Source organism: Lentzea sp. NPDC006480 (assembly GCF_040611995.1).
Taxonomy (GTDB): Bacteria; Actinomycetota; Actinomycetes; order Mycobacteriales; family Pseudonocardiaceae; genus Lentzea.
In genome coordinates this window covers 1-25614 of record NZ_JBEXPJ010000128.1, presented here as the reverse complement: position 1 = coordinate 25614, position 25614 = coordinate 1, and the positions used below count along the sequence as shown (strand labels likewise).

14 protein-coding genes are annotated in these 25614 nt (G+C 69.4%); 12 read left to right on the top strand and 2 right to left on the bottom strand.

From position 1 onward, the window contains the following. Window positions 1-223: 223 nt before the first annotated feature. The 11 genes from ABZX92_RS34475 to ABZX92_RS34425 all read left to right on the top strand — a co-directional run bounded on the left by ABZX92_RS34475 (window position 224) and on the right by ABZX92_RS34425 (window position 22417). The gene (locus ABZX92_RS34475) at window positions 224-2098 is read left to right on the top strand and encodes a tetratricopeptide repeat protein (protein WP_355568843.1); all 1875 of its coding nucleotides are present in this window, start codon (window positions 224-226) and stop codon (window positions 2096-2098) included. Window positions 2099-2153: 55 nt separating this feature from the next. Continuing rightward, window positions 2154-2603: a hypothetical protein gene (locus ABZX92_RS34470; RefSeq protein WP_355568840.1), complete on the top strand. Its 450-nt coding sequence runs from the start codon at window positions 2154-2156 to the stop codon at window positions 2601-2603. Window positions 2604-2653: 50 nt separating this feature from the next. Further along, on the top strand, window positions 2654-3712 hold the full coding sequence (locus ABZX92_RS34465; RefSeq protein ID WP_355568837.1) for an iron ABC transporter permease: 1059 nt from the start codon (window positions 2654-2656) through the stop codon (window positions 3710-3712). Further along, window positions 3709-4764: an iron ABC transporter permease gene (locus ABZX92_RS34460; protein WP_355568834.1), complete on the top strand. Its 1056-nt coding sequence runs from the start codon at window positions 3709-3711 to the stop codon at window positions 4762-4764. The genes ABZX92_RS34465 and ABZX92_RS34460 overlap by 4 nt, the downstream gene beginning before the upstream one ends. Next, complete coding sequence (locus tag ABZX92_RS34455; RefSeq protein ID WP_355568831.1) at window positions 4761-5594, top strand: ABC transporter ATP-binding protein; 834 nt, start codon at window positions 4761-4763, stop codon at window positions 5592-5594. Before ABZX92_RS34460 ends, ABZX92_RS34455 begins: the two co-directional genes overlap by 4 nt. A 93-nt stretch (window positions 5595-5687) precedes the next feature. Continuing rightward, window positions 5688-6716 carry an iron-siderophore ABC transporter substrate-binding protein gene (locus tag ABZX92_RS34450; protein ID WP_355568828.1) on the top strand — a complete coding sequence of 343 codons (1029 nt, stop codon included), beginning with the start codon at window positions 5688-5690 and terminating at the stop codon, window positions 6714-6716. 81 nt (window positions 6717-6797) lie between these two features. Further along, window positions 6798-8579, top strand: a complete 1782-nt coding sequence (locus ABZX92_RS34445) for an ABC transporter ATP-binding protein (protein WP_355568825.1) — start codon at window positions 6798-6800, stop codon at window positions 8577-8579. A gap of 15 nt (window positions 8580-8594) precedes the next feature. After that, a complete protein-coding gene (locus ABZX92_RS34440) occupies window positions 8595-19385 on the top strand; it encodes an amino acid adenylation domain-containing protein (RefSeq protein WP_355568822.1) in 10791 nt (3596 codons plus the stop codon). After that, entirely contained in the window at window positions 19372-21063 is a 1692-nt protein-coding gene (locus ABZX92_RS34435) for an ABC transporter ATP-binding protein (protein ID WP_355568819.1), read from the top strand. The genes ABZX92_RS34440 and ABZX92_RS34435 overlap by 14 nt, the downstream gene beginning before the upstream one ends. Further along, entirely contained in the window at window positions 21060-22010 is a 951-nt protein-coding gene (locus ABZX92_RS34430) for an alpha/beta hydrolase-fold protein (RefSeq protein ID WP_355568816.1), read from the top strand. Before ABZX92_RS34435 ends, ABZX92_RS34430 begins: the two co-directional genes overlap by 4 nt. Before the next feature lie 23 nt (window positions 22011-22033). After that, entirely contained in the window at window positions 22034-22417 is a 384-nt protein-coding gene (locus ABZX92_RS34425) for a VOC family protein (RefSeq protein ID WP_355568813.1), read from the top strand. Here the strand turns inward: ABZX92_RS34425 and ABZX92_RS34420 are convergent. Then, window positions 22403-22729: a transcription initiation protein gene (locus ABZX92_RS34420; RefSeq protein WP_355568811.1), complete on the bottom strand. Its 327-nt coding sequence runs from the start codon at window positions 22727-22729 to the stop codon at window positions 22403-22405. The genes ABZX92_RS34425 and ABZX92_RS34420 overlap by 15 nt on opposite strands. 194 nt (window positions 22730-22923) lie before the next feature. Between ABZX92_RS34420 and ABZX92_RS34415 the strand changes: the two genes are divergently transcribed. Then, window positions 22924-24999, top strand: a complete 2076-nt coding sequence (locus ABZX92_RS34415) for a putative Ig domain-containing protein (RefSeq protein ID WP_355568808.1) — start codon at window positions 22924-22926, stop codon at window positions 24997-24999. A gap of 47 nt (window positions 25000-25046) precedes the next feature. On the opposite strand, the gene ABZX92_RS34410 is transcribed toward ABZX92_RS34415, so the two are convergent. Next, window positions 25047-25475 carry an organic hydroperoxide resistance protein gene (locus tag ABZX92_RS34410; protein ID WP_355568805.1) on the bottom strand — a complete coding sequence of 143 codons (429 nt, stop codon included), beginning with the start codon at window positions 25473-25475 and terminating at the stop codon, window positions 25047-25049. Window positions 25476-25614 lie beyond the last annotated feature (139 nt).

Below are 25614 nucleotides of genomic sequence, written 5' to 3'. Positions count from 1 at the left end.
GGGGTGCTCCGGGTCGGCGACGCAGAGGCGCTGCCGGGGCGCGTTGTGGTTGGTGTGCAGGTAGAGCCGGCCGTCCCCGGCGACGGACGCGGAACTCAAGCGGCTGCACGAAAAACTCCTCCTCTGCAACCAGGAGGCACCCACCGCGATTCCGCGCCAGCTGCCGTCCGCGCCGGCGCAGTTCGTCGGCAGGCAGGAAGACCTGGCCGAGCTGGACCACGCCGTGCGCACGGGTGTGGCGGCCATCGCGGGCGCGGGCGGCATGGGCAAGACGTGGCTCGCCCTGCACTGGGCGCACCGGAACCTGCACCGCTTCCCCGACGGCCAGCTGTTCGTGGACCTGCGCGGGTTCAGCCCCGACGAGACGCCGATGGAACCGGACGCCGCGATCCGCGGGTTCCTGCACGCGCTCGGTCTCGACGCCGGACGGATCCCGGCCGACCCGCACGCGAGCGCCGCGCTGTTCCGCAGGCTGGTCGCGCGCAAACGGCTGCTCGTGGTGATCGACAACGCCGTCGACGCCGCCCAGGTCACCCCGATGCTGCCCGGCGGCGACACCTGCAAGGTGCTCGTGACCAGCCGCAACCGGTTGCCGGGCAGCATCAGGCCGGTCGGTCTGGACGTGCTCGCGGACCGGGACGCCGGCACGTTGCTGGCGACCAGGATCGGCGCGACCAGGCTGAACGCCGAACCTCTCGCGGTGGCGCGGCTGATCGACCTGTGCGGCGGGCTGCCGCTGGCGTTGAGCATCGTCGGCGCCCGCGTGCTGACCGAACCGGACCTGTCGCTCGCCGCCATCGCCCGCCAGCTCGAAGAGCTCGGGCTGGGCGCGCTCGACGCGGACCCGAGCGTCAGCGTGCCGGTCGTGCTCTCCTGGTCGTACCGGGCGCTGTCCGACAGCCAGAAGAAGATGTTCGCCCTGCTGGGAATCGCGCCGGGCGAGGACATCGACCTGAGCGCGGCTGCGAGCCTCGGCGGAATGTCCACTGAGGACGCGCGAACAACACTCCGGTCGTTGGAACAGGCCTCGCTCATCTCGATCTCCGGTGGCTTCCGCGCGAGAATGCACGACCTGGTCCGGGCCTACGCGGCGGAACGAGCCAAGCACGTCGACGGCGACGAAGCCCTGCGCAGGCTCGTCGACCACCACGTCCACACCGCGCACGCCAACGACCGGGTGATCGACCCGCACCGGCCGTTGATCACCCTCGGGACGCACCCCGAGATCACTCCGGCGCAGGACAAAGCGGGCGCGCTGGCGTGGTTCGACGCCGAACGCGGCACGCGCCAGGCCGTCCAGCAAGCCGCAGCCCAGCGCGGCTGGAACGACGAGGTCGTGCTGCTGGCCAGGGTCTCGCACGCGTACAACCAGCACCGGGGCCACCTCGACGACGAGCTGGCCATGTGGCAGACGGCGATCAACGCCGCCGATGACCCGATGGACCGGGTCGTCGCGCACCGCATCATGGGCAGCAGCCTCGGCCAGGTCCAGCGCTACGACGAGGCGCTGCACCACCTGGACCAGGCCCTCGCACTGGCCGAACAGGTCGGCGAGGCCCTCCCGCTCGCCGACGCGCACGGCACGCTGGCGTGGCTGTGGGTCAGCCGGGCGGAGTACCAGCGAGCGTTCGAGCACGCCCGCGCCTCGCTGCCGCACTACCAGCAGAACGGCAACCAGATGCTCATCGCGCTGGCGCACAACAACATCGGCTACTGCGCCGCGGAGATCGGCTACACCGGGCAGGGCCGCGAGCACGCCACGAAGGCGCTGAACCTGCTGCACGAGCTCGGCGACCGGCAGGGCGAGGCCACCGCGGTCTCCACGCTGGCCCGCATCGAGTACCAGCTCGGCAACCACACCGAGTCGATCACCCTCTACGAGCACGCCATCGAGCTGTACCGGGCCGAGAACGACGACTACACCACCGCCAAGATCCTCATCAGCCTCGGCCACCCGCACCTCGCGCTCGGGCAGAACGACCAGGCCGCGAGGGTCTGGCAGGAGGGGCTGCGGATGCTGGAGCAGCAGGGACGCGACGACGAAGCCGACCACGTGCGCAAGCAGCTCGCGGAGATCCACGTCACCCCGGGGTCCTGACGACCAGGGTTCCTCACTGGCGCGAACAGGCACCCTGGACCGGCAACCTGGTGCCATGTCAACCATCACCCTGAACCAGCAGACCACCGCCACCCCCGAGCAGTTCGTCGCGGGCCTCACCGACTTCGGTCCCGGCCGCGCGCAGCTCTTCCCCAACAGCGCCGACGAGTTCCTGAAGGTGCACGACCAGGGCGAGAACTTCGCCGATGTCACCGAGGGTTCCGGCGGCATCTGGGAACGCCTGCACTACGACTGGTCCGACCTCAGCCACGTCGTCCTGACGACCACCGACTCCAACGTGTGGGGCGGCAAATCCGGTCACACCTACACGTTCACGAAGCAGGCCGACGGAACGACCGTCGTGCACGCTCAAGTCGTCCGCGAGGGCAAGAACCTCAAGGGCCGCCTGCTCGGCGTCGTGCTCGGCCTGTTCGGCAAGAAGGTTCTCGGCGGCGCACTCGCCAAGACCGTGCGGGCGATCGAGACCCGCGTCACGAACAGTTAGGTAAGGGTGCCCTAGGTACACACAGGCGGCGGAAGCTAACGTAGCCCGTCGTGAGCATCGTGGTGGAGCAACGCGGGCTGGATCCCGCACCGGTCCGAGCGAGCCCCCGGCGGCTGCGCGGGCTGGTGGTCCTGGTGGCGCTGCTCGCCGTCGCCGCGGTGCTGTCGCTGGTGATCGGTGCCCGGTCGCTCTCCCCCGCCGAGGTGTGGCAGGGGCTGTTCGGCGACCCCGGCACCGATCAGCGGCTCACCGAGATCACCCTGATCGTGCAGACGCTGCGCATCCCGCGGACGGTGCTCGCGATCGTCGCTGGACTCGCCTTGGGCGTCGCGGGCGCGTTGATCCAGGGGCACACCCGCAACCCCATCGCGGACACCGGCCTGCTCGGCGTCAACTCCGGCGCGTCGTTCGCCGTGGTGCTCGCGGTGTCCGTGTTCGGGCTGCAGAACCCCCTCCAGTACATGTGGTTCGCGTTCATCGGAGCCGCCGGCGCCGGGGTGCTCGTGTTCGGGCTGTCGAGCCTCGGGCGCGGGGCGGGCAACCCGCTCACCCTCGCCCTGGCCGGCCAGGGCGTCACGGTGTTCCTCGCCGCGATGACCGTCGGCATCGCGATGGGCGACAAGCTGACCCTGAACGTGCTGCGGTACTGGAACGCCGGCTCGGTGCAGGGCATCGGGTGGAACGTGATCATCGTGGCCGCGGTCTTCGTGGCCGCCGGGCTGGTGCTCGCGCTGGTCAACCTCCCCACGATCAACCTGCTCAACCTCGGCGACGACGTGGCGCGCGGGCTGGGCGTCAACATCGCGGCGGGCCGGACCATCGGCGTCGTGGCGGTCACGTTGCTCGCGGGGGCGGCCACGGCGGCGTGCGGGCCCATCGCGTTCCTCGGACTGATGGTCGCGCACATCGCGCGATGGATCACCGGGCCGGACTACCGGTTCCTCGTGCCGTGCGCGGGGTTGCTCGGCGCGCTCGTGCTGCTCGGCGGCGACGTCATGGGACGGCTCGTCGTGCTGCCGGGTGAGCTCGCGGCCGGCATCGTCATCGCCCTCATCGGCGCCCCGTTCTTCGCGGCGCTGGTCTGGCTCGGGAAGTTCAGGCAGGCATGACGACCACAGAAATGCATTCCGGGGTTCGGGTCGGTGGCTGGTCCTGGGTCTGGCGGCCGTGGATGGTGCTGGTGACGGTCGTGCTGGCCGCGCTGACGTTCCTGGTCTTCTGCGTGTCGATCTCGGTCGGCGACTTCACGGTCGAGCTGCCCGCGGTGTTCCGGACGATCTTCGGCCAGGGCGAGCGGGTCGACGAGTTCGTGATCATGGACCTGCGGATGCCGCGCTCGTTGATCGGCCTGATCGTCGGCGTCGCGCTCGGGATCTCCGGCGCGCTGACCCAGTCGATCGCGCGCAACCCGTTGGCCAGCCCCGATGTTCTCGGCATCACCGGTGGCGCGAGCGCGACCGCGGTCTTCCTCGTCACGGTCAGCGGCGGCGCGGCGGTCACCGGCGCGGTCGGACTGCCCGCGGCGGCGTTGACCGGCGGGCTGCTCACCGGGTTGCTCGTGTACTTCCTGGCGTGGCGGCGGGGCATCGACGGGTTCCGGCTGATCCTCATCGGCGTCTCCGTCAGCGCGGTCATGCAGGCGCTCACGACCTGGCTGCTGGTGCTGGCGGACATCCGCGACGTCGCCCGCGCGCAGTCGTGGCTGGTCGGGTCGCTCGACTCGCGGTCGTGGACCGAGGTGTGGACGACGCTGTGGGTCACCATCGCGTTGGTCGTCGTCGTCCTGGTCGTGTCGTTCCAGATGCAGCCGATGCACTTCGGCGACGACGTGGCCGCTGGTCTCGGTGTTCGCTACTCGGCCGTACGTGCCGTGCTGCTGCTGTGCGCTGTTCTTCTGGCGGGTGTTGCCGTCTCCGCGGCGGGCCCGGTGCCGTTCGTGGCACTCGTGGCTCCCCAGATCACCATGCGGCTGCTGCGCTCCCCCGTGCCGCCGTTGATCGCGTCGGGGTTGTTCGGCGCGTTGCTGCTCATCGGCTCGGACCTCATCGCACGGACCGTGCTGCCGAACGACCTGCCCGTCGGCATCGTCACGGCGATCATCGGCGGCCCGTTCCTCGTCTACCTGCTCGTGCGCCAGAACGTGAAGAAGGTTGACCTATGACCGCGCTCCGCAACGATGCCGCCCGACTGGGTACCGACGGCGTCACGGTCGGGTACGGCGACCGCGTCGTCCTCGACAACCTGGACGTCTCCATCCCGACCGGCGTGATCACCACGGTCATCGGTCCGAACGGCTGCGGCAAGTCGACCCTGCTCCGGACGCTGTCCCGGCTGCTCAAACCGCGCCAGGGCACCGTGCTGCTCGACGGCCACGACATCGCGCGCCTCAAGACCAAGGACGTCGCGAAGAAGATGGGTCTGCTCCCGCAGGCCCCGATCGCGCCAGAAGGGCTCACGGTCGCCGACCTGGTCGCGCGCGGCCGGCACCCGCACCAGAGCTGGGTCCGGCAGTGGTCCAGCGACGACGCGGGGATCGTCGCGCGCTCGCTGGAGATGACCGGGGTCGCCGACCTGGCCCACCGTCCCGTCGACTCGCTCTCGGGCGGGCAACGGCAGCGCGTGTGGATCTCCATGACGCTCGCCCAGGGCACCGACCTGCTGCTGCTCGACGAACCGACGACCTACCTGGACCTCGCGCACGCGATCGACGTGATCGACCTCGTCGACGACCTGCACGAGGGCGGCTGCACGATCGTCATGGTGCTGCACGACCTGAACCTCGCGGTCCGCTACAGCGACAACCTCATCGTGATGAAGGCCGGATCCATTGTCGCTCAAGGACATCCGAGCGAGGTGATCACGAGCGACCTGCTGCTGGACACGTTCGGCCTGCAGGCGAAGGTGATCGACGACCCCGTCAGCGAGCGCCCCTTGATCGTTCCCATCGGACGGACGCACGTGACGCCGAAGCGTGACGAACGCCTAGGTTAGCCTGTCCTAACCGGGTGATAAGGTTCGCCTGTCCTAATTTCCCCGCCGCGTGGGCAGCGAACGAAGAGGTGCCGAATGGGCCAGCGAACAGCCATGACCTGGAAGCGTGTGACGGCCGTGGCAGCAGCCGCGATCGTCGGGGCCTCCGTCCTCGCCGGGTGTGGTTCCTCCACTCCGGCCTCGACGCCTGGCGCGAACAACGCTGCCGGTGGCACGTTCCCGACCAAGGTCGAGCACTTCTTCGGCACGACGGAGATCAAGGAAGCGCCCAAGCGCGTCCTGTCCCTCGGCTACACCGACGACCAGACGCTGCTCGCGCTCGGCGTCGTCCCGGTCGGCATGATCGACCAGTACCCGAACCCCGAGGGCACCAAGCCCGACATCAACACCCAGTGGGCCTGGGTGAAGGACAAGTGGGGTTCGGCCACGCCCGAGGTCGTGATGAAGAACGGCGACACCGAGCCGAACTTCGAGAAGATCGCCCAGCTGCGTCCCGACCTGATCGTCGCCGTCTACTCCGAGGCGACCCAGGAGTGGTACGACAAGCTGTCCAAGATCGCGCCGGTGGTCGGCCGCACCAAGGAGGAGAAGGAGCCCTTCAGCGCGAAGTGGCAGGACAACGTGCTGCAGATCGCGAAGGCGGTCGGCAAGGGTGACGAGGGCGCGAAGCTGATCAAGGGTCTCGACGACAAGCTCGCCGAGGTCAAGAAGGCCAACCCGGACTTCGCGAACCAGACCGCCACCGTGCTGACCTGGTACAAGGACGCGATCGTGCCGTTCACCACCACCGACGTGCGCGGTCAGCTCCTGACCGGCATCGGCTTCAAGGGCAACACGAAGATCGACGAGCTCGCGGCGGGCGACTTCTCCACCAAGATCTCGCCCGAGAAGATCGACCTGATCAACACCGACCGCATCTTCGTGATCGCCGACAAGGCGGACGCGGACGCGCTGAAGAACTTCCCGCTGTTCGCGAACCTGCCTGCGGTCAAGGCCGGCAAGGTCTCCTGGCTGCTCGACAGCGAGGGCCCCGCGATCGGCGCCGCGATCTCGCAGGCCACCCTGCCGTCCCTGCCCTACGCGATCGACGAGCTGGCGAAGGCCGCCAAGACCACCGGCTGAGCCATGAACGGCGTATTCATGGACGTGAGGTCCATGAATGCGCCGTTCATGGACGTACTCGCTGACTTTCGAGGGGTCTTTGTGAGCATCACCGTGGCCATCCTGCGCACGGCCACCGGACGGGAGGCCCTTCGCTGGGTGCTCGACCACTGCCGGTCCGCTCCGGGTCTGCCGATCGCCACCGTGCTGGCGACGGTGGTGGGAGCGGTGCTCCAGATCGTCCCGGTGTTCCTGCTGGGCACCGTGGTGGACGGGATCGTGCAGGGTCGAAACGTTTCGATCCTCTGGTCGATCGGCATCGCGACCGTCGTCTCGGCATTGGCCGGGGCGGTGATGACCGCGGTCTCGACCTACCTCGTCGGCCGGGTCGGCGCGGAAATGCTTGCCCGCCTGAGGGAAGGCGCTGTCCGCGCGGTGCTCGGGATGCCGAGCGCACGGATCGAACAGGTCGGCCGTGGTGACGTGTTGTCGCGCGTCGGTGACGACGTCGCCGTCATCTCCAAGGGTTTCCGCACCGCGATCCCGACGATCTTCTCGGCGGCCGTCCTGGTCGTCATCGCCACCGCCGGCATGTTCGGGCTCGACTGGCGGCTCGGTCTCGCGGGTGCCTGTGCGCTGCCCGCATACGCGTTGGCGTTGCGGTGGTATCTGCCTCGCTCACAGCCTTTGTACCGCGCCCGTTCCGAAGCCCAGGCCGATCGCGCGCAGGCGTTGATCAACGGCCTCGACGGCATAGCGACGGTGCGCGCTTATCGGTTGGAGAACGCGTTCCGGGACAAGGTGACCGCGGAGTCGTGGCGAGTGCGGAACATCGGCATCGACGTGTTCCGGTTCTTCGGCCGCTTCATCGGACGGGAGAACCGCGCCGAGTTCATCGGGCTCGGCCTGATCATCGTCGTCGGCTACTTCCTGGTGACCAACGGGCAGTCCTCGCTGGGTCAGGTTTCCGTTGCCGCGCTGCTGTTCCACAAGTTGTTCGTGCCGCTCGGCCTGATCATGGCGTTCTTCGACGAGGCGCAGAAGTCCGGTGCCGGGCTGACGCGTCTCGTCGGTGTGCTGTCGGAGTCCGACGGCGACTCACTGGTGCGCAGCGCGGTGGCGGTCGACGGTGACGCACAACCACTTCCGGTCTCCGTGCGCGGACTTTCCTTCCGCTACCCCGAATCCGAGCACGACGTGCTGACGGACATCTCATTGGAAATCCCGGCGGGGACGTCGCTGGCGCTGGTCGGTGCGACCGGCGCGGGCAAGACGACGCTGGCCGCGTTGGTGGCGGGAACCGGGACTCCGCTGACCGGATCCGTGCACATCGGGCCGACAGATCTCGCTGAAGTGGATGAGGCCGGGGCGCGTGCGCTGGTCAGCATCCTGACTCAGGAAGCGCACGTTTTCGCCGGTCCGCTCGCCGAGGATCTTCGTTTGGCCGCACCGGATGCGACCGAGGACGAGCTGATGTCCGCGCTGCGCACGGTGGGCGCGGACGCGTGGGTCGAAGCGCTTCCGCAGGGCCTTCACACGGATGTCGGCGAGGGCGGTGAACGCCTCGACGTGACCAAGATCGCCCAGATCGCGCTGGCCCGCCTGGTGCTCGGCCGGTCCCCCGTCGTCGTGCTGGACGAGTCGACGGCCGAGGCGGGCAGCCAGGGTGCCGCCGCGCTGGAACGAGCCGCGCTCGCGGCCTGCCGTGGCCGCACCACGTTGCTGGTCGCACACCGCTTGACGCAGGCCATCGCCGCGGACCGGATCGCCGTTCTCGACGCAGGTCGTGTGCTGGAACAGGGAACTCACGACGAACTTGTGGCGCGTGACGGGCGTTACGCGGCACTTTGGGCTGCTTGGCGATTCGGTTCCGCGAATACTTAGGTTAGGCTCACCTTCATGGAACAGGTGCTGCTTTCGACCGACCGGATCGCCTCTGTTCGGCGCCGTGCCGGTGAGTACCCGCAGCGGACCATCGCCGTCGCGAGCGCGGTGGCGCTGACGCACTGGGCGGACCCCTCGCTGATCGTCGACGGGCTGGAGCTCTCGCCCGCGACGCTGTTCGGAGATCTGCTCGTGTGGGCCGACAAGGGGCAGCAGTCGGACGTGGTCGAAGATGCTGATGGCTGGCGAATTCCGTTGCCGTCAGGGATCGACGCGGGGGCGGCTCAGCGGGTGCTCGACGACCTCGCCGAGTTCCCCAATCGCGCCATCGGCACGCTGACCACGCAGACGCTGGACGAGCGGCTCGCGGACCTGAACCGCTGGAACGACAACGAGTTCCCCCGCGAACGACCGAGCATCGTCGAACTGTTCCGCGCTCAAGCGGCGTTGCGACCGGACGCCGTGGCGATCAACGACGGCGACCGCGCCTTCACCTACGGCGAGGTGCTGGCCCGTTCCAACCAGCTGGCTCGCTTTCTGCTCTCGCAGGGCCTGACCGCCGAGCAGGTCGTGGGCATCTCGCTGGACCGCTCGGCCGAGATGATCGTCAGCCTGCTCGCCGTGCTGCAGGCCGGTGGCGCGTTCGTGCCGCTCGACCCGCAGTGGCCGGCCTCCCGGCGCGCATCCGTGATCACCGACGCTCAAGTCGTCCTACTTCTGGGCGCTGGTCAGGACGACGAGCCCGACGCCGTCGCGGTCGACCTGGATTCCTGGGATTTCGCGGAGTGTTCGGGCGAACCCACCGAAGTGCGGATCGCCGGCGCGCAGCTCGCGTACGTGATGTTCACGTCCGGCTCGACCGGCCGCCCCAAGGGCGCGATGATCCGGCACGAGGCGATCAGCGAACGCCTGCTGTGGCAGGTGCACCAGATCCTCCACTTCGGACACTCGGACGCGTCGCTGTTCAAGGCGCCGCTGTCGTTCGACATCTCCGTCAACGAGATCTTCCTGCCGCTGGTGTGCGGTGGCCGGACCGTGGTCGTGCGCTCCGGCGGCGAACGCGACCCGCACCACCTGCTGGCCACGATCGCCCGGCACCGCGTGACGTTCGTGTACCTGGTGTCGTCAATGCTGGACGTCCTGCTGAACATCGCGGGCGACGGCGAGCTCGCCAGCCTGCGGCACGTGTGGTGCGGCGGCGAGGTGCTCACACCCGAGCTGTACGAACGGTTCCGCACGCAGCTCGACATCCCGATGTACCACGGCTACGGCCCCGCCGAGGCCACGATCGGCGTCTCGCACGTGATCTACCGCGGCGAGGCCGAGCGGTTGTCGACGTCGATCGGCAAGGCCAACCCGAACACCGACCTGTACGTGCTCGACGACCGGTTGCGGCCGTGCCCGCCCGGCGTCGGCGGCGAGCTGTACATCGGCGGGTTCCTTCTGGGCCGCGGCTATGTGAACGCTCCCGGTCTGACGGCCTCGCGGTTCGTCGCGAACCCTTTCGCGGCGGACGGCTCGCGCCTGTACCGGACCGGTGACCTGGCGCGGTTCGCACCGGACGGGTCGCTCGACTTCCTCGGCCGGGTCGACAACCAGGTCAAGATCCGCGGCATGCGGCTGGAGCTGGAGGACGTCGAGGTCGCGCTCGCCGAGCACCCTCAGGTGCGCCACACCTGTGTCGTGGTGCGCAAGAACTCCGCCGGCGGCAACTACCTCGTGGGCTACGTCGTGCCGTCCGACCCGTCGCTGACCTCGGACGCCGTGAAGCAGTGGGCGACCGAGCACCTCGTCGAGTACATGGTGCCCGCGCACGTCGTGGTGATGCACGAGTTCCCGTTGACCGCCAACGGAAAGCTCGACCGCCGCGCGCTGCCCGAGCCGGTGGTGGAGACCGGGCCGATCACCGTTGCGGAGAACGACGACGAGGCGGTGATCTGCGCGGCCGTCGCGTCGGTGCTGCGCGTCGAGCAGGTCGGCGCGGACCAGGACTTCTTCGAGCTGGGCGGCGACAGCATCCTGGCGATCTCGCTGCTGTCGGCGTTGCGGGCGGAGGGCGTGTTCGTCACCGCCACCCAGATCTTCGTGAACCGCACTCCGCGTGCCCTGGCCGCTGTCGCGTCACGCGAAGGCGCCGCTGTCGACCACGACGACGTGCCGACCGGCCCGGTGGCGGGTCTGCCGATCGTGCAATGGCTCGGCGAGACCACGGACGCCGTCGACGGGTTCGTGCAGTCGGTCGTGGTGAACACGCCGGCAGACCTGACCGCGGAGGCGCTGACGCGGATCCTCGACGCGGTGGTCGCGCGGCACGACATGTTGCGCGCCAGGCTCGTCAGGGGCGAGCGGTGGTCGTTCGACATTCCGGCGGACGGGCATGCGTTGTGGGACGAGAGCAACGCTCCGCTGGAAGCATGCGTCGAGGCAGCGACCGAGGGGCTCAACCCGGACGCGGGCATCATGCTGCGCGCGGTCTGGCGGCCGCAGGCTCAGCAGCTCGTGCTCGTGATCCACCACGTGGTGATCGACGGTGTCTCTTGGCGGATCCTGCTCGACGACCTCGCCCTTGCGTGGCAGCAGGTCTCGTCCGGCGCCGCGGTGGAGCTCCGGCCGGTCGGCACCTCGTTCCGGCGCTGGACCCAGTTGCTGGAGCAGGCCTCGTTCTCGGCCGACCGCGCGTACTACGAGCGCGCGTTGCCGGGCGTGGACCAGTTGCTCGGCCGGCGTGAGCTGACCGATGACGATGTCGTTGCGCGCGAACAGGTCCGGACCGTGACGGTCGGTTCCCGGGCCACCGCCGCGTTGCTGAGCGATGTGCCGGCGTTGTTCCACGCCAAGGTGAACGACGTGCTGCTGACCGGGCTCGCGGTCGCGCTCGCCCGCTGGCGGCGGGACAACGGGCAGGACCAGACGTTCGCGCACATCGAGCTGGAGGGGCACGGCCGCGAAGGCCGGTTCGTGCCGCGCGACCCCGACCTGTCGCGCACGGTCGGCTGGTTCACCACGCTGTTCCCGGTGACCGTGGATCCCGGTTCGGGCGATCTGGCGACGGCTTTGAAGCGGGTCAAGGAAGATCTGGCGCGGGTGCCGAGCAACGGCGTTTCCTACGGCGCATTGAAGTACCTGCACGACGAGCGGTTCGACGCGTCGCGCCCGCAGGTGCTGTTCAACTACCTCGGCCGGTTCTCCGGTGGCACGACCGGCGAGTGGCAGCTCGCGGAGAACGCCGGTCAGCTCGGCGAGAAGCGCGACCCGGCGATGCGGCTGCCGCGCGCCCTGGAGTTCAACGCCTCCGCCGAACCCGGCGCAGACGGCGAGCTGGAACTGGTCACGGTGATCTCGTGGCCGTCCGGGGTCTTCACCGACGCCGACACCGCCAAGATCGGCGAGTACTTCGTCGCCGCGCTGGCAGGCCTGGCGGAGCTCGGCACCGGTGGCCACTCCCCCAGCGACTTCGACCTGGTGCCGCTCACCCAGGCCGACGTCGACGCGCTGGACTCCCCGGCGTTGCGGGACGTCCTGCCGCTGACCCCCTTGCAGGAAGGCCTCTACTTCCACTCGGTGTTCGACGACTCGTCCGCACACCGGTACGTCGAGCAGCAGCTGCTGACGTTGACCGGAACCGTTGACGCACGCCGGCTGGAGGCCGCCACGACGCGTCTGCTGGAGCTCTTCCCGAACCTCGCGGCTCGCTTCGTGTCGCTGGCCGACGGGCGGGTCGTGTCGGTGTTGGAGTCCGGGGTGCGGCCACAGTTCTCCACTGTGGACGGTCAGGGCATGAGCGGCGAGGAGATCCAGGCCTTCGCGGAACGGGACCGCGTCGCCGGGTTCGACCTCGCACGCGGGCCGCTGATGCGGTTCACGCTGATCCGGACCGCGCCTGGTCGCTACGTGCTGGTGCAGACCGTGCACCACATCATCGCGGACGGCTGGTCGGTGCCGCCGATGCTGCGCGCTCTGCTGGCCGAGTACAACGCGCCGGGTTCGGTGCACCCGCGGGGCAGCTACGCGGACTACGTGCGCTGGCTGGTCTCCGCCGATGCCGCGGAGAGCGACCGCGTCTGGGCCGCCGAACTGGAGGGCCTGGCCGGCCCGTCGCTGACCGTCGAGGGGCACGAGCCGTCGAAGCGGTTCGAGGACACGGCTGTCGACGCGCCCGCGGGCTTCGACGACCTGCTGCGCACGGCCGGGGTGTCGCTCAGCGTCGCGGTGCACAGCGCGTGGGCCGTGACGCTCGGTGCGATCCTCGAAAGCACTGACGTCGTGTTCGGGTCCACTGTGTCCGGCCGGGACGCGGACGTGCCGGGCATCTCCGAGATGGTCGGCCTGTTCATCAACACCATTCCGGTGCGTGCTCAATGGTCTGCTGACACTTCGGTTGCGGAGCTGCTGGCTTCCGTGCGGCGGCACCAGACCGCCGTGCTGCCGCACCAGCACGTCTCGCTGACCCGGATCGGGAGGCAGGCGTCGTTCGACACGCTCGTGGTGTTCGACATCGCTCTGGACAAGTCCTTGCTGGGCACGGCTGACGGGTTCGAGATCGCCGAGGTCGTGAACGAGGGTGCGCCGCACTACCCGTTGACTTTGGAGGTTCAGCGGCACCTCGACGGGTCGTTGCGGTTCAACCTGATCTACGACACGGCCGTGGTGCGGTCTTCTGGTGCCGAGCGGATCGTGCGGGCGTTCGCCGACACCTTGCTGGCTCTGATCGGCGGTTCCGAGATTCCGGTGCCCGCGTTGACCGACACGCGTGCCGGGGCGGACATCGAGCCGGTGACGCTGGCGCAGCTGTTCGACCGCGCGGCTTCGCGTGATCCCGCCGCCACCGCTGTGACGTTCTGCCGTCTCGACGGGTCTTCGGAGTCGCTGACGTTCGGCGAGCTCTTCGAGGCCAAGAACCGGCTCGCGGCGACGCTGCAGGCGCACGGCGTCGGCCCGCACACCCGTGTCGCCGTCGCTCTGCCGCGCTCGTTGGACCAGGTGGTCGCGCTGATCGCGGTCGTCTCGGCCGGTGCCGCGTACGTGCCGCTGGACCTGGCTTACCCGGACGACCGGCTCGAGTTCGTGCTCGCCGACGCCCAGCCGCAGGTCGCGTTCGTCGAACCGGGCCAGGAGGCGCGTTTCTCGGCCATGCTCGCGCGTGCCGGTGTCACGGCGACGGCGTTGAGCGTGGGCGACGTGGTGTCCGGTTCGTTCGTGGAGCCGGAGACCGACTGGCGGCACCCCGCTTACCTGATCTACACGTCCGGTTCGACCGGGCGCCCCAAGGGTGTCGTCGTCTCGCACGAGAACGTGGTCTCGCTGCTGGTCAACACCGCGCCCGAGATGTCCTTCGGTCCGGCCGACATCTGGACCCAGTTCCACACCTACTCGTTCGACGTCGCGGTGTGGGAGCTCTGGGGCGCGCTGACCCACGGCGGCCAGCTGGTCGTGCCCGAGCACAGCCTGACCCGCTCGCCGGTCGACTTCCGCAAGCTCGTGCTCGACCGCGGTGTGACTGTGTTGTGTCAGACGCCGTCGGCGTTCTACCAGTTCATCGACGCCGACCTGCACTCGCCGGAGCCGCTGACCGCGTTGCGCCGGGTGATCTTCGCCGGTGAAGCTCTCGATCTGGGCCGGTTGCGCGGCTGGGTCGGGCGGTACGGGCCGGACCGGCCCGAGCTGGTCAACATGTACGGCATCACCGAGACCACCGTGCACACCACGTACCGGCTGCTGGACTCGCTCGATTTCGGGCTGGACAAGGAGGTCAGCCCGATCGGCGGCCCGATCGCGGGGCTGTGGTGCTACCTGCTCGACTCGTCGTTGCGGCCGGTGCCGCCGGGTCAGGTCGGCACGATCTACGTCGCCGGCCCGCAGGTGACCCTGGGCTACAACGGCCGCCCTGGTCTGACCGCGTCCCGGTTCGTCGCGGACCCGTTCGCGGGCGACGGTTCGCGGATGTACCACTCGGGTGACCTCGCGCGGCGCAACCTCGACGGCGAGCTGGAGTTCCTCGGGCGGGCCGATCTGCAGGTGCAGCTCAAGGGCTTCCGGATCGAGCTGGGCGAGGTGGAGTCGGCGATCCTCGCCGTTCCCGGAGTCGTCGACTGCGCTGTGACGGTGGCGGACTCCGCCGACCACCTGGTCGCGCACGTGGTGGGTACGCCTGCGACCGATGTGCTGGCTTTCGTCGGTGGGACGCTGCCGGCGCACATGGTGCCGCAACGCGTTCTGCTGCTGGACGCGCTGCCGCTGACCGTCAACGGCAAGCTGGACCGCCGGGCACTGGCTGAACGGGCCCGCGACTCCGCGGATTCGCCTGACGTGGTGCCCTCGGACGCTCCCGCGCTGGCCTCGCTCGTCTCGGTGTTCGCGGCCGCGCTGCCGGGGTCCACAGTGGACGCAGACACGGACTTCTTCGCGGCCGGCGGCGACTCGATCATCGCGATCGGGGTGGTGAACCGGGCTCGCGCGCTCGGCGTGCGGTTCGCGCCGCGCGACCTGTTCCTGCACAAGACTCCGCGCGCGCTGGCCGCTCAGTTCGGCGTGCGAGCCGCGCCGGTCGCCGCTGCGGTGGCGCGGCAGGACGGCCCGGTCCCGCCGACCGCGATCGTGCTGCGCCAACGGGAACTGGGCGGCTCGCTGCGGACGTTCGCCCAGGCTCGCCGGCTCCCCTGCGCCAGCCTGGCCGACGCCCGGCGCGCCGCGGAGGCCGTGGTGCGGGCACACGCGGCCCTCAGCATGCGGCTGACCGTCACCGACGGGGTGTGGACGCTCGGAATCGATCCCGACTGGCAGGCCCCCTGGGGGGATCGGGTCCCCACTCCAATCATCTCAAGCGGGTCTGACAGTTCTGATGATCTTCAGACCGTCGCGAACGAGGCAGCGGGCCGGCTCGACCCCGAGGCCGGCGTCATGGCGGCGTTCAGCTGGGTCGAGTCGAGCAAGACGCTGGTCGTCGTGGTGCACCACTTCGCCGTGGACGCGGTGTCCTGGCTGATCCTGCTCGACGACCTGGCCGCGGCCATGCGCGGCGAACAGCTCGCGCCGGCCACCACGCCGTTCCGCGACTACGCCGACGCCCTGACCCTGGGCGCGCAGCACACCCCGGACCTGCGCCGCTGGATCGAAGCGCTCGACGCCCCGGTCCTCACCCCGCAGAGGTCGGACATCCGCGAGATCACGGTCAACCTCAACGCCGGGATCACCGACCGCGTCGTGCACACCGCGCCGACCGCGCTGAACCTCGGTCTCACCGAACTCCTCGCGGGTGCGTTGCGGACGGCGTTGACCGAGATCCAGGGCACGCCGACGGATCTGGTGATCGAGCTCGAACGCCACGGCCGCGTGCCGCTGCACGACGACCACGACTACACCCGCACGGTCGGCTGGTTCACCTCCATCGCGCCGGTCAGGCTCAGCGCCGAGACCGACCCGGTCGAGGCCGCCCGCGAGCTCACCAGGAAGCAGCCGGACGAGGAGCAGCACGTCAGGTACGGACAGCTGCGGTACCTCAACCCGCAGACCGCGCCCGTGCTGGCCGCGCTCCCTAAGCCGCAGGTGCTGTTCAACTACCTGGGCCGCGGCAGCGAGTCGCAGGCGTTGCACATCGGCCACACCGGGCCGAGCCCGTACGCGGTCGAGGTCAACGCGTGGGTCGACACCACGACGGGCAGCCTCAGAGCCACGTTCGCACTCACCGGCGACGTGTCCGACGAGATCGCGGCACGCTGGCTGCTCGCACTCGAACGGATCGCGGACGTCGCGACCACGGCACGGCGGACCGCGCCCGTGTCGCCGTTGCAGAAGGGCCTCTACTTCCAGGCCGAGCTGGCCGGGGAAGCCGGGCACTACGTGGCGCAGAGCTGCTTCACGTTCGACCGCAGGCTCGACGTGCCGGCGCTGGAGCAGGCGATGGCGCACGTCATCGCGAAGCACCCCGTCGTCGGCGCCGGGTTCGAGACCGAGGACGGCGAACCGGTCCAGGTGCTCGCGCCAGGCCGAACCGTCAAGGTCGGCGTCGTCGACGTGCTCAACCGCGAGGCCGTGGACGCGCTGCGCGACGAGGACCGGGCGACCGGTTTCGACCTCACCGACCCGCCGCTCGTGCGGATGGCCGTGCTGCGGCTGCCGGACGGCCGGGACGCGCTGCTCTTCAGCCACCACCTGCTGTTGTGGGACGGCTGGTCGCGCGAGATCGTGCTGCGCGACTTCTTCGACGCCTACCGGGCGATCCTGGCGGGCGACCCGCTCGACACCACACCCGCGCCGAGCTTCGAGGCCTACACCCGTGCGCTCAAGGCCAAGGACGCGGCAGCGGCGGAACAGTTCTGGACCCGGTACCTGAAGGACCTGCCCGGACCGACCCTGCTCGCCGGACCGTCCACTTCGGACACGCTTCCTGTCAAGATCACCACGACGCTCAGCGAAGAGCAGTCCGACCGGCTGCGCGACGCCGCGAAGAGGCACGGCGTCACGCTCAACTCGGTCGTCACCGGGGCACTGGGCCTCCTCCTCGGCAGCGAGACGGGGCGCGCGGACGCGGTGTTCGGCGTGACCGTGTCCGGCCGCGAGGAGGAAGGCACCGGGGAAATCGTCGGCGTCCTGCTGAACACCGTGGCGATGCGGGTGAACGCCAAGCCGCACGACAGCGTCGGCGAGTTCCTCGAAGGCGTCCAGCGCTGCAGGGTCGACGCGATGGACCACGAGCACGCCGGGCTCGGCGAGATCCAGCGCGCCAGCGGTCAGGACCAGCTGTTCGACAGCCTGTTCGTGCTGCAGAACTTCCTGGACGACACCACGTTCGTCGAGTTCAACACGATCAACCACATCACCGCGCACGAGTTCGAGGACTCGACGCACTACCCGTTCACGTGGGTGGTGACGCCGGGCCGGCAGCTCACGGTCAAGCTGGAGTACCGGCCCGCGATCACCGAGCCCACCACCGCGCACCGGCTCTTCACCGAGTACCTGCGCGTCCTCGACGACCTGGCCACGACCGACGGCCCGATGGCAGCGGTCCGCGGCACCGGGCCGATGCCGGAGCTGAACGCCCCCAACGACTTCGGCACGAAGACGGTCGTCGACCTGTTCGACGAGGCCGCCGACCGCAACCCGGATCGGATCGCTCTCGTCGCGCACGGCAAGACGATGACGTTCGCGGAGCTGCGCGATCGCAGCCGTCATCTGGCCGGGGTGCTGTGCTCGCGCGGAATCGGCGTCGAGACGTTCGTGGCCATCGCGGTGCCGCGCTCGTTGGACTGGGTCGTCGCGTTGTTCGGGATCCTGCGGTGTGGTGCGGCGTACGTGCCGCTGGAGCTGGACCACCCGGACGAGCGGATCGCCGCGATCATCGACGACGCGCGGCCGGCGTTGATCATCACGACCTCGGTGGTGGCACCGCGCATCCAGGGTCCGACGTTCGAGCTGGACGAGCCGTGGCCGCACGCCGAGCCGGTGATCACGTTCTCCCCCGACGACCCCGACCGGCTCAAGCACGCGGCCTACACGATCTACACCTCGGGTTCGACCGGCAAGCCCAAGGGCGTCGTGACCGAGTACGCGGGCCTGACCAACATGCTGGTCAACCACCAGCGGCGGATCTTCGAACCGGTGCTGGCCGAGCACGGGCACCGGACGTTCCGGATCGCGCACACCGTCTCGTTCGCGTTCGACATGTCGTGGGAGGAGCTGCTCTGGCTCGCCGACGGCCACGAGGTGCACATCTGCGACGAGGAGCTGCGCCGCGACGCCACCGGGCTGGTCGAGTACTGCGCCGAGCACGAGATCGACGTCATCAACGTGACGCCGACCTACGCACAGCAGCTGGTGGCCGAAGGTCTGCTCGGCAAGCACAAGCCGGCGCTCGTGCTGCTGGGCGGGGAGGCCGTCACGCCGACGCTGTGGGAGCTGCTCGCCGGGACACCGGGCACGGTCGGCTACAACCTTTACGGGCCAACGGAGTACACGATCAACACGCTGGGCGTCGGCACGTTCGACTGCGTCGACCCGGTGGTCGGCGTGGCGATCGACAACACCGACGTCTACGTGCTCGACCCGTGGCTGCGGCACGTGCCGGACGGCGTCGCGGGCGAGCTTTACGTGTCAGGCGTGGGAATCGCACGCGGCTACCTCGGCCAGCCCGCTCAGTCCGCGGAACGGTTCGTGGCATGCCCTTGGGTGCCAGGACAAAGGATGTACCGCACGGGCGACCTGGTGATCAGGCGGCCCGACGGCAACCTGCTCTACCTCGGCCGCACGGACAAGCAGGTCAAGATCCGCGGTCACCGCGTCGAGCTCGGCGAGGTCGAGGCCCGGTTCGCCGCGCACCCGGACGTCCGGTTCGTCGCCGCCGTCGCGCAGTCCGACCCGCAGGTCGACGGCGCGTACCGGCTCGCGGCCTACCTCGTGCTCGAACCGGGAGCGGACATCCCGGCGATCGCGGCCGAGGTCGGCGCGGGCATGCCGGACTACCTGCGGCCCTCGCACTACGCGGCGGTGGACGCGATCCCCTTGACGGTCAACGGAAAGGCCGACACGAGTGCGTTGCCAGAGGCCCGGCCGCTCGGCACGCTCGTGCGGCAGGAAGCGCGGGAGCTGACCGAGACCGAGACGCTGGTGCGCGAGCTGTTCGCCGAGGCGCTCGACCTGGACGAGGACGAGGTCGGCATGGCGAGCGGCTTCACCGAGCTGGGCGGGCACTCGATGCTCGCGGTGCGGCTGATCGGCCTGCTGCGCCGCGAGTTCGGTCCCGTGGTCACGATCCGCGACCTGCTGGCCCTGTCCACCCCCGAAGCGATTGCGCGCCACGTTGACGAACACTGAAGTCCGCACCGGCCAGGACGTTCTCCGGATCGCCCTGCGCCGCAACGTCGGCGCGATGGCGTCCGGAACCCTGCTGATGGGGTCGTACCAGGCCGCCGAGACCGCCGTGCCGATCCTGCTCGGCGTGATCGTCGAGTACGCGTTGCGCGGCGGGCGGCTCGGCTCGCTGGGGCTCGCGCTGCTGGCGCTCGGGCTCGTCATGGCGACCGTGTCGTACTCGTGGCGGTTCGGCATGCGGATCCTGCAGAAGGCGAACACGACCGAGGCGCACCGGTGGCGGGTCGAGGTCGCCGACCGCGGCCTGCAACCGGTGGCGCGCGACGTCGGCCTCAAGTCCGGCGAGGTGCTCACCATCGCCACCGAGGACGCCGACCAGACCGCGGACATCATCGAGGTGGTGCCGCTGCTGGTCAGCTCCCTGGTGTCGGTGGTGATCACCGGCGTCGTGCTGGCGGTGATCAGCGTGCCGCTCGGCGTGCTGGTTTTCGTCGGCACGGCAGCGATTCTCAGTGTCCTGAGCGTGATGTCACGACGGATCGGCGCCAGCACCCAAGTGCAGCAGGCGAAAGTCGCGCGGGCGGGCGCGAAGGTGTCCGACCTGATCGCCGGTCTGCGGCCGTTGCACGGGTTCGGCGGCAGCTACGCGGCGTTCCAGGCCTACCGGCGGGTGAGCACCGAGGCCAAGAAGCAGTCGATCGTCGTGGCGCGGGTCAACGGCGTCTACGCGGGTGCTTCGCTGGCGCTGAACTCGTTGCTGGCGGCGGCGGTGACGCTGTGGGCCGGGTACCTGACGTTCCAGGGCACCATCGGCATCGGCGAGCTGGTGATGGCGGTCGGTCTGGCGCAGTTCCTGATCGAACCGCTGAAGCTGTTCTCGGAGATGCCGAAGTACGTCATGATCGCGCGCGCCTCGGCCGAACGGATGGCGTTGGTCCTGGCAGCGCCACCGCTCATGACGCCGGGCGTGGAGGTTCCCGGTCCCGATGGCGGCCTAGAGGTCAAGGCGCTGACGCACGGGACCTTGCGGGACTTGACGTTCTCGGTGCGACCTGGCGAGTTCGTCGCGATCGCGGCCTACCAGCCGCAGGCCGCGGCCGAGCTGGCGTCGGTGCTTTCCGTTGACGTGCCACCATCTTCGTACTCGGGTGTCGTGCGGGTGGCGAAGCAGGAGATCGCCGCGCTGACGATCGAGAGCGTGCGCACGCACCTGCTGGTCAACCCGTCGCACCACGAGGTGTTCGCGGGAACGTTGCGGGACAACGTCGATCCGTCCGGCACGAGCACGCTGGTCGAGGAAGCCGTCGAAGCCGCGATGCTCACCGACGTCGTGGCCCTGCACTCCGACGGCCTCGACTACGCCGTGCGCGACCGCGGTGCGAACCTGTCCGGCGGCCAACGCCAACGGCTCTCACTCGCCCGTGCGTTGGCCGCGGACCCGGAAATCCTGGTGCTGCACGACCCCACGACGGCCGTGGACGCGGTGACCGAACAGCTGATCGCCCGCAACGTCACGGCGTTGCGGCGCGGCCGGACCACGGTCGTGATCACCAGCAGCCCGGCACTGCTCGACGTGGCCGACCGGGTGATCGTGCTCGACGACGGCGCGGTGACCGGTGAGGGCACGCACCGCGAGCTGCTCGGCCGTGACTCCTCCTACCAGCTGGCGGTGGCCCGATGAGGTTCGACTGGCGTGGCGGCCCGGCCACCGTGGTGTTCGAGAGTTCGCTCGACGCGGTCGAGCTCCAGCACCAGGGCGGCGATCTCTGGTCCGCCGAAGTCGAGCTGCCCGAACGGTTCCGGGTCACGTACCACTTCGTCGACGCCGACGGAGACGAGCACGCCGATCCGTCGAATCCCTCAGCGGCAGGTCCGAACCGGTCGATCCTCTCGACCCCCGACCTCGACCCGCAGCCGCACTGGCCGGTCGTCGGGCCGGACGAGCTGTTCGACCTGCCGTCGCTGCGGATCCGGTGGAACGGCACGTTGGGGCGCAGGACAGTTCGCGTGCACCAGGCCGGTGCGCCCGTCGTGCTGCTGCTCGACGGCGACGACTGGATGTACGCGCACCCGGCCATCACCGCGTTCGAGTCGGCGCTGGCCGACCGGATGCCGACCCTGGTTTTCCTGCCCACACCACGGGATCGCGACACCGAGTACGGCGATCCCGCGTTGTGGCAGGCGATTCAGGACGAGCTCTTGCCCCTCCTCGCAACCAATGGCGTCACTGTGGACTCCGCGCAGTTCGTCGTCGCGGGCCAGAGTCTCGGCGGGCTCAGCGCGTTCAACGCGGCCCTGGACTTCCCGGATCTCGTGTCGCGGGTGGCGTGCCAGTCGGGTTCCTTCTGGTGGGCACGGGACCTGCCAGGCCACGGGATCTCGCTCAACGGTCCGGCCGGTGGCGACACGGCAGAACGCCTGCGCGACCGTGACCTGTCCGGGCTGAAGGTCGCGTTCGACGTCGGTGAGCACGAGCCGAAGATGCACCGCCACTGTGAAGCCGTGGAGGAACTGACCGTGAAAGCCGGCGCGACCGTGCAGGTGAACCGCTCCCCCGCCGGGCACGACCGAGTCGGCTGGCGGCACGCGCTGGTGCGGGACGTGGCCTGGTTGCTCAGCGATCTGTGACCTGATCCGGCACGCTGGGCACCATGCCAGAACCGGTGATCTCAGTGATGCTGATCGTCCCGGACGCCGACGCCGCGGTCGCCTGGTACCAGACCGCGCTCGGCGCGACGGAGCTGTGGAACCTCGGTGGTGTCGCCGGTCTGTCGCTCGGCGGCGCCGCATTCTTCGTCCACCAGGTCAATCCGGACAATCCCGCGGAAACCAGTCCCAGTGGGATCACGAGTGTCCGCGTCGAGGTGTTCACCGACGACCCGGACGGCCTCGTGGCGCGGGCCGTCGCGGCCGGGGCCGTCCAGGGGTCGGCGGTCGTGGACCATCAGGTTCCGTGGGGTACCCACCGGCAGGGCGGGTTCACGGATCCGTTCGGCCACAAGTGGTCTGTCGGTGACAGGTCACCACTGCTCTAGCGGCCACACCTCCACCACTCCGTGACCGACCGCGCACGGAGTGTTCGCGACGAGCTTGATCGCCTCGTCCACCGACTCGGCCTCGATGATCGAGAATCCCGCCACCGGCAGGTCGGACCGCAGGAACGCCCCTTCCGCCACCTCGGTACCGGCGTTGTCGTGGTTGCGCACCTGCACGGGCGAACCGGCGATGCCCATCTCCGCACCCGCGTCTCGCAGGCGCTGGTCGTGCGCGTGTGCCTCGTCGCGCACAACTGGATCCATCCGGTCGTAGTCCTCGCGCGAGCCATATCCGATCGTGATGAACTTCATGGCTGTACCTCCTCTGTTCGGACTCTTCATCCATACCGACCCAGGAGGCGCGCGAAACTCATCGGTGTACGGGGTTTTTCCGGGACACCGCAGGATAAAACGGTCTTCTTCGTTCCCAGTGAACAGCCGGTCCTTGCTCGACGCCCTCCCATCGGATGACCCTTTGCCTGCCCCTGCAGAAAGGAACTCCTCCGATGACCAGAAGAGCGCTCCCTGCCGCGCTCGCGCTCGTCACCGCCCTGTTCGGTCTCACCACCCCCATCACGCCGGCGTTCGCCGCCGCGTGCGGGGACCAGGTGATCGGCAACGGCGGCTTCGAGAACGGGACCTCGCCGTGGACCCAGACCACCGGCGTGATCTCCACCGGGACGACCGCGGAACCCGCGCACGGCGGCACCCAGGTCGCCTGGCTCGGCGGCGACGGCACCACGCACACGGACACGTTGTCGCAGTCGGTCACCCTGCCGGCCGGCTGCACCTCGGCGACGTTGACGTACTGGCTGCACATCGACACCAAGGAGACGACCACCGGCACCCAGTACGACAAGCTGTCGGTGCAGATCGGCTCGACGACCGTCGCCAGTTACTCCAATTTGGACAAGAACACCGGCTACGTCCAGAAGACCATCGACGTGTCCGCCTACCTCGGGCAGACGGTGACGCTCAAGATCACCGGCACCGAGGACGTCAGCCTGGTGACGAACTTCCTGCTCGACGACCTCGCGCTCACCACGGCGGGCAGCGCGCAGAACCCGTCCGTCACCAACCCCGGCAACCAGACCTCGCAGACCGGCCAGGCGGTGTCGCTGCAGATCCAGGCCACCGACCCGCAGGGTGACCAGCTGACCTACAGCGCGACCGGACTGCCGGCCGGGCTGACGATCGACGCGGCCGGGCGGATCTCCGGCACGCCCACGACCGCGGGCACGTCCAGCGTGACCGTGACGGCCAAGGACCCGGCCGGCAACAGCGGCAGCGCGACCTTCACGTGGACCGTGGGCACGCAGCAACCACCGGACGGCACGCGGACGCCGACCAACCCCAAGTACACGGTCAGCCTCACGTCCAACTCCGCCGGCGACACCTGGACCGGCCACCAGTCGGTCACCTTCACCAACGGCGCGCCGACCGCGTTGCCCGAGGTGTACCTGCGGCTCTGGGACAACTACCACGGCAGCTGCCCGTCGACGCCGATCACCGTCACCAACGTCACCGGCGGCACGCCGTCGGCGTTGAGCGTGAACTGCACCGCGTTGAAGATCACCCTGCCCGCACCACTGGCACAGGGACAGTCCGGCACCATCGGGTTCGACCTGAGCATCGTCGTCCCGAGCGGCGCCGACCGGTTCGGCCACGACGGCGCGTACAACATGATCGGCAACGCCCTGCCGGTGCTGGCGGTCCGCGACGGCGCGGGCTGGCACCTCGACCCGTACACCAACAACGGCGAGTCGTTCTACGCCGTGATCAGCGACTTCGACGTCACCCTCACGCACCCGACGTCGTTGCTCACGCCCGCCACCGGCACGTCGACCGAGACGGTCAGCGGCAGCAACACGATCACCCACGCCACCGCGGCCAAGGTTCGCGAGTTCGCGTGGGGCGCCGGCCCGTTCACGAAGATCTCCGGCACCTCGCCGAAGGGCTTCAAGGTCAACGTGTACAGCACGAGCGGGATCTCCAGCGCGAACGCCAACTCCATGCTGACGCTCGCGAAGGACTCCCTCGACGTGCACTCCGGACGGTTCGGCGACTACCCGTACCAGGAGCTGGACGTCGTGCTGGACAACAACTTCTGGTTCGGCGGCATGGAGTACCCCGGTTTCGTGCTCGACCTGGTGTCGAACGTGGCGCTCCCGCACGAGATCGCGCACCAGTGGTTCTACGGGATCGTGGGCAACGACGAGTACAACTCGCCGTGGCTCGACGAGAGCTTCACCGACTACGCCACGGACCTCTACCGGGGCGTGACCGGCAGCGGCTGCGGCATCACCTGGCAGTCGAGCGCGGAGAAGCTGAGCAACTCGATGGCGTACTGGGACGCGCACTCCTCGCGCTATTCCACCGTCATCTACAACTACGGCAAGTGCACGCTGCACGACCTGCGGCGGCTCATCGGTGACACGGCGATGGCGAACCTGCTGAAGTCGTACGCCCAGTCGCACTGGTACGGCGTCTCGACGACCGCCGAGTTCAAGGCAGCGGCACAGGCCGCGGCGGGCTCGACGGACCTGACGTCGTTCTGGGCCTCGCACCGCGTCGAGGGCTGATCGAGGGCCCCGCGCTCTCCCATCTCGGGAGAGCGCGGGGCGCTTCGTCACAGCCGGATTCCGTTGACCACCAGTGCCACGTCGACGTTGCCGCGCGTGGCGTTGGAGTACGGGCACACCTGATGTGCCGTCCTGGCCAGTTCGGCCGCCTGCTCCCCGGCGAGCGACGGCAGCGAGACGCGCAGCTCCACGCCGAGCTTGAAGCGCCCGCCGTCGACCGGGATCAGCGAGACCGCCGAGTCGATCTCCACGTCGTCCGCCTCGACCTTCGCGCGCCGCCCGAGCAGGGCGAGCGTCGTGCCGAAACAGGCCGCGTACCCGACGGCGAAGAGCTGCTCGGGGTCGGTCCCGCTGCCGTCGCCTCCCAGTTCCTTCGGCTGACGCAGATCCACGTCCAGCCGTCCGTCGGACGTGCGCCCGCGGCCGTTCCTCCCACCGGCGACGTGGGCTTCCGCCGTGTACAGCGCCTCGGTCATCCTGATCTCCCCTCAGTCGACTACCTGATCCAGAATGGAGCCGCGCAACCCCGACTACCCGGTGATCGACGGCGACAAGGCCGTGATCCTCGGCATCGTGGTCTCCGTCCTTGGCGCTCTCGTCGTCCGACACGTCCGC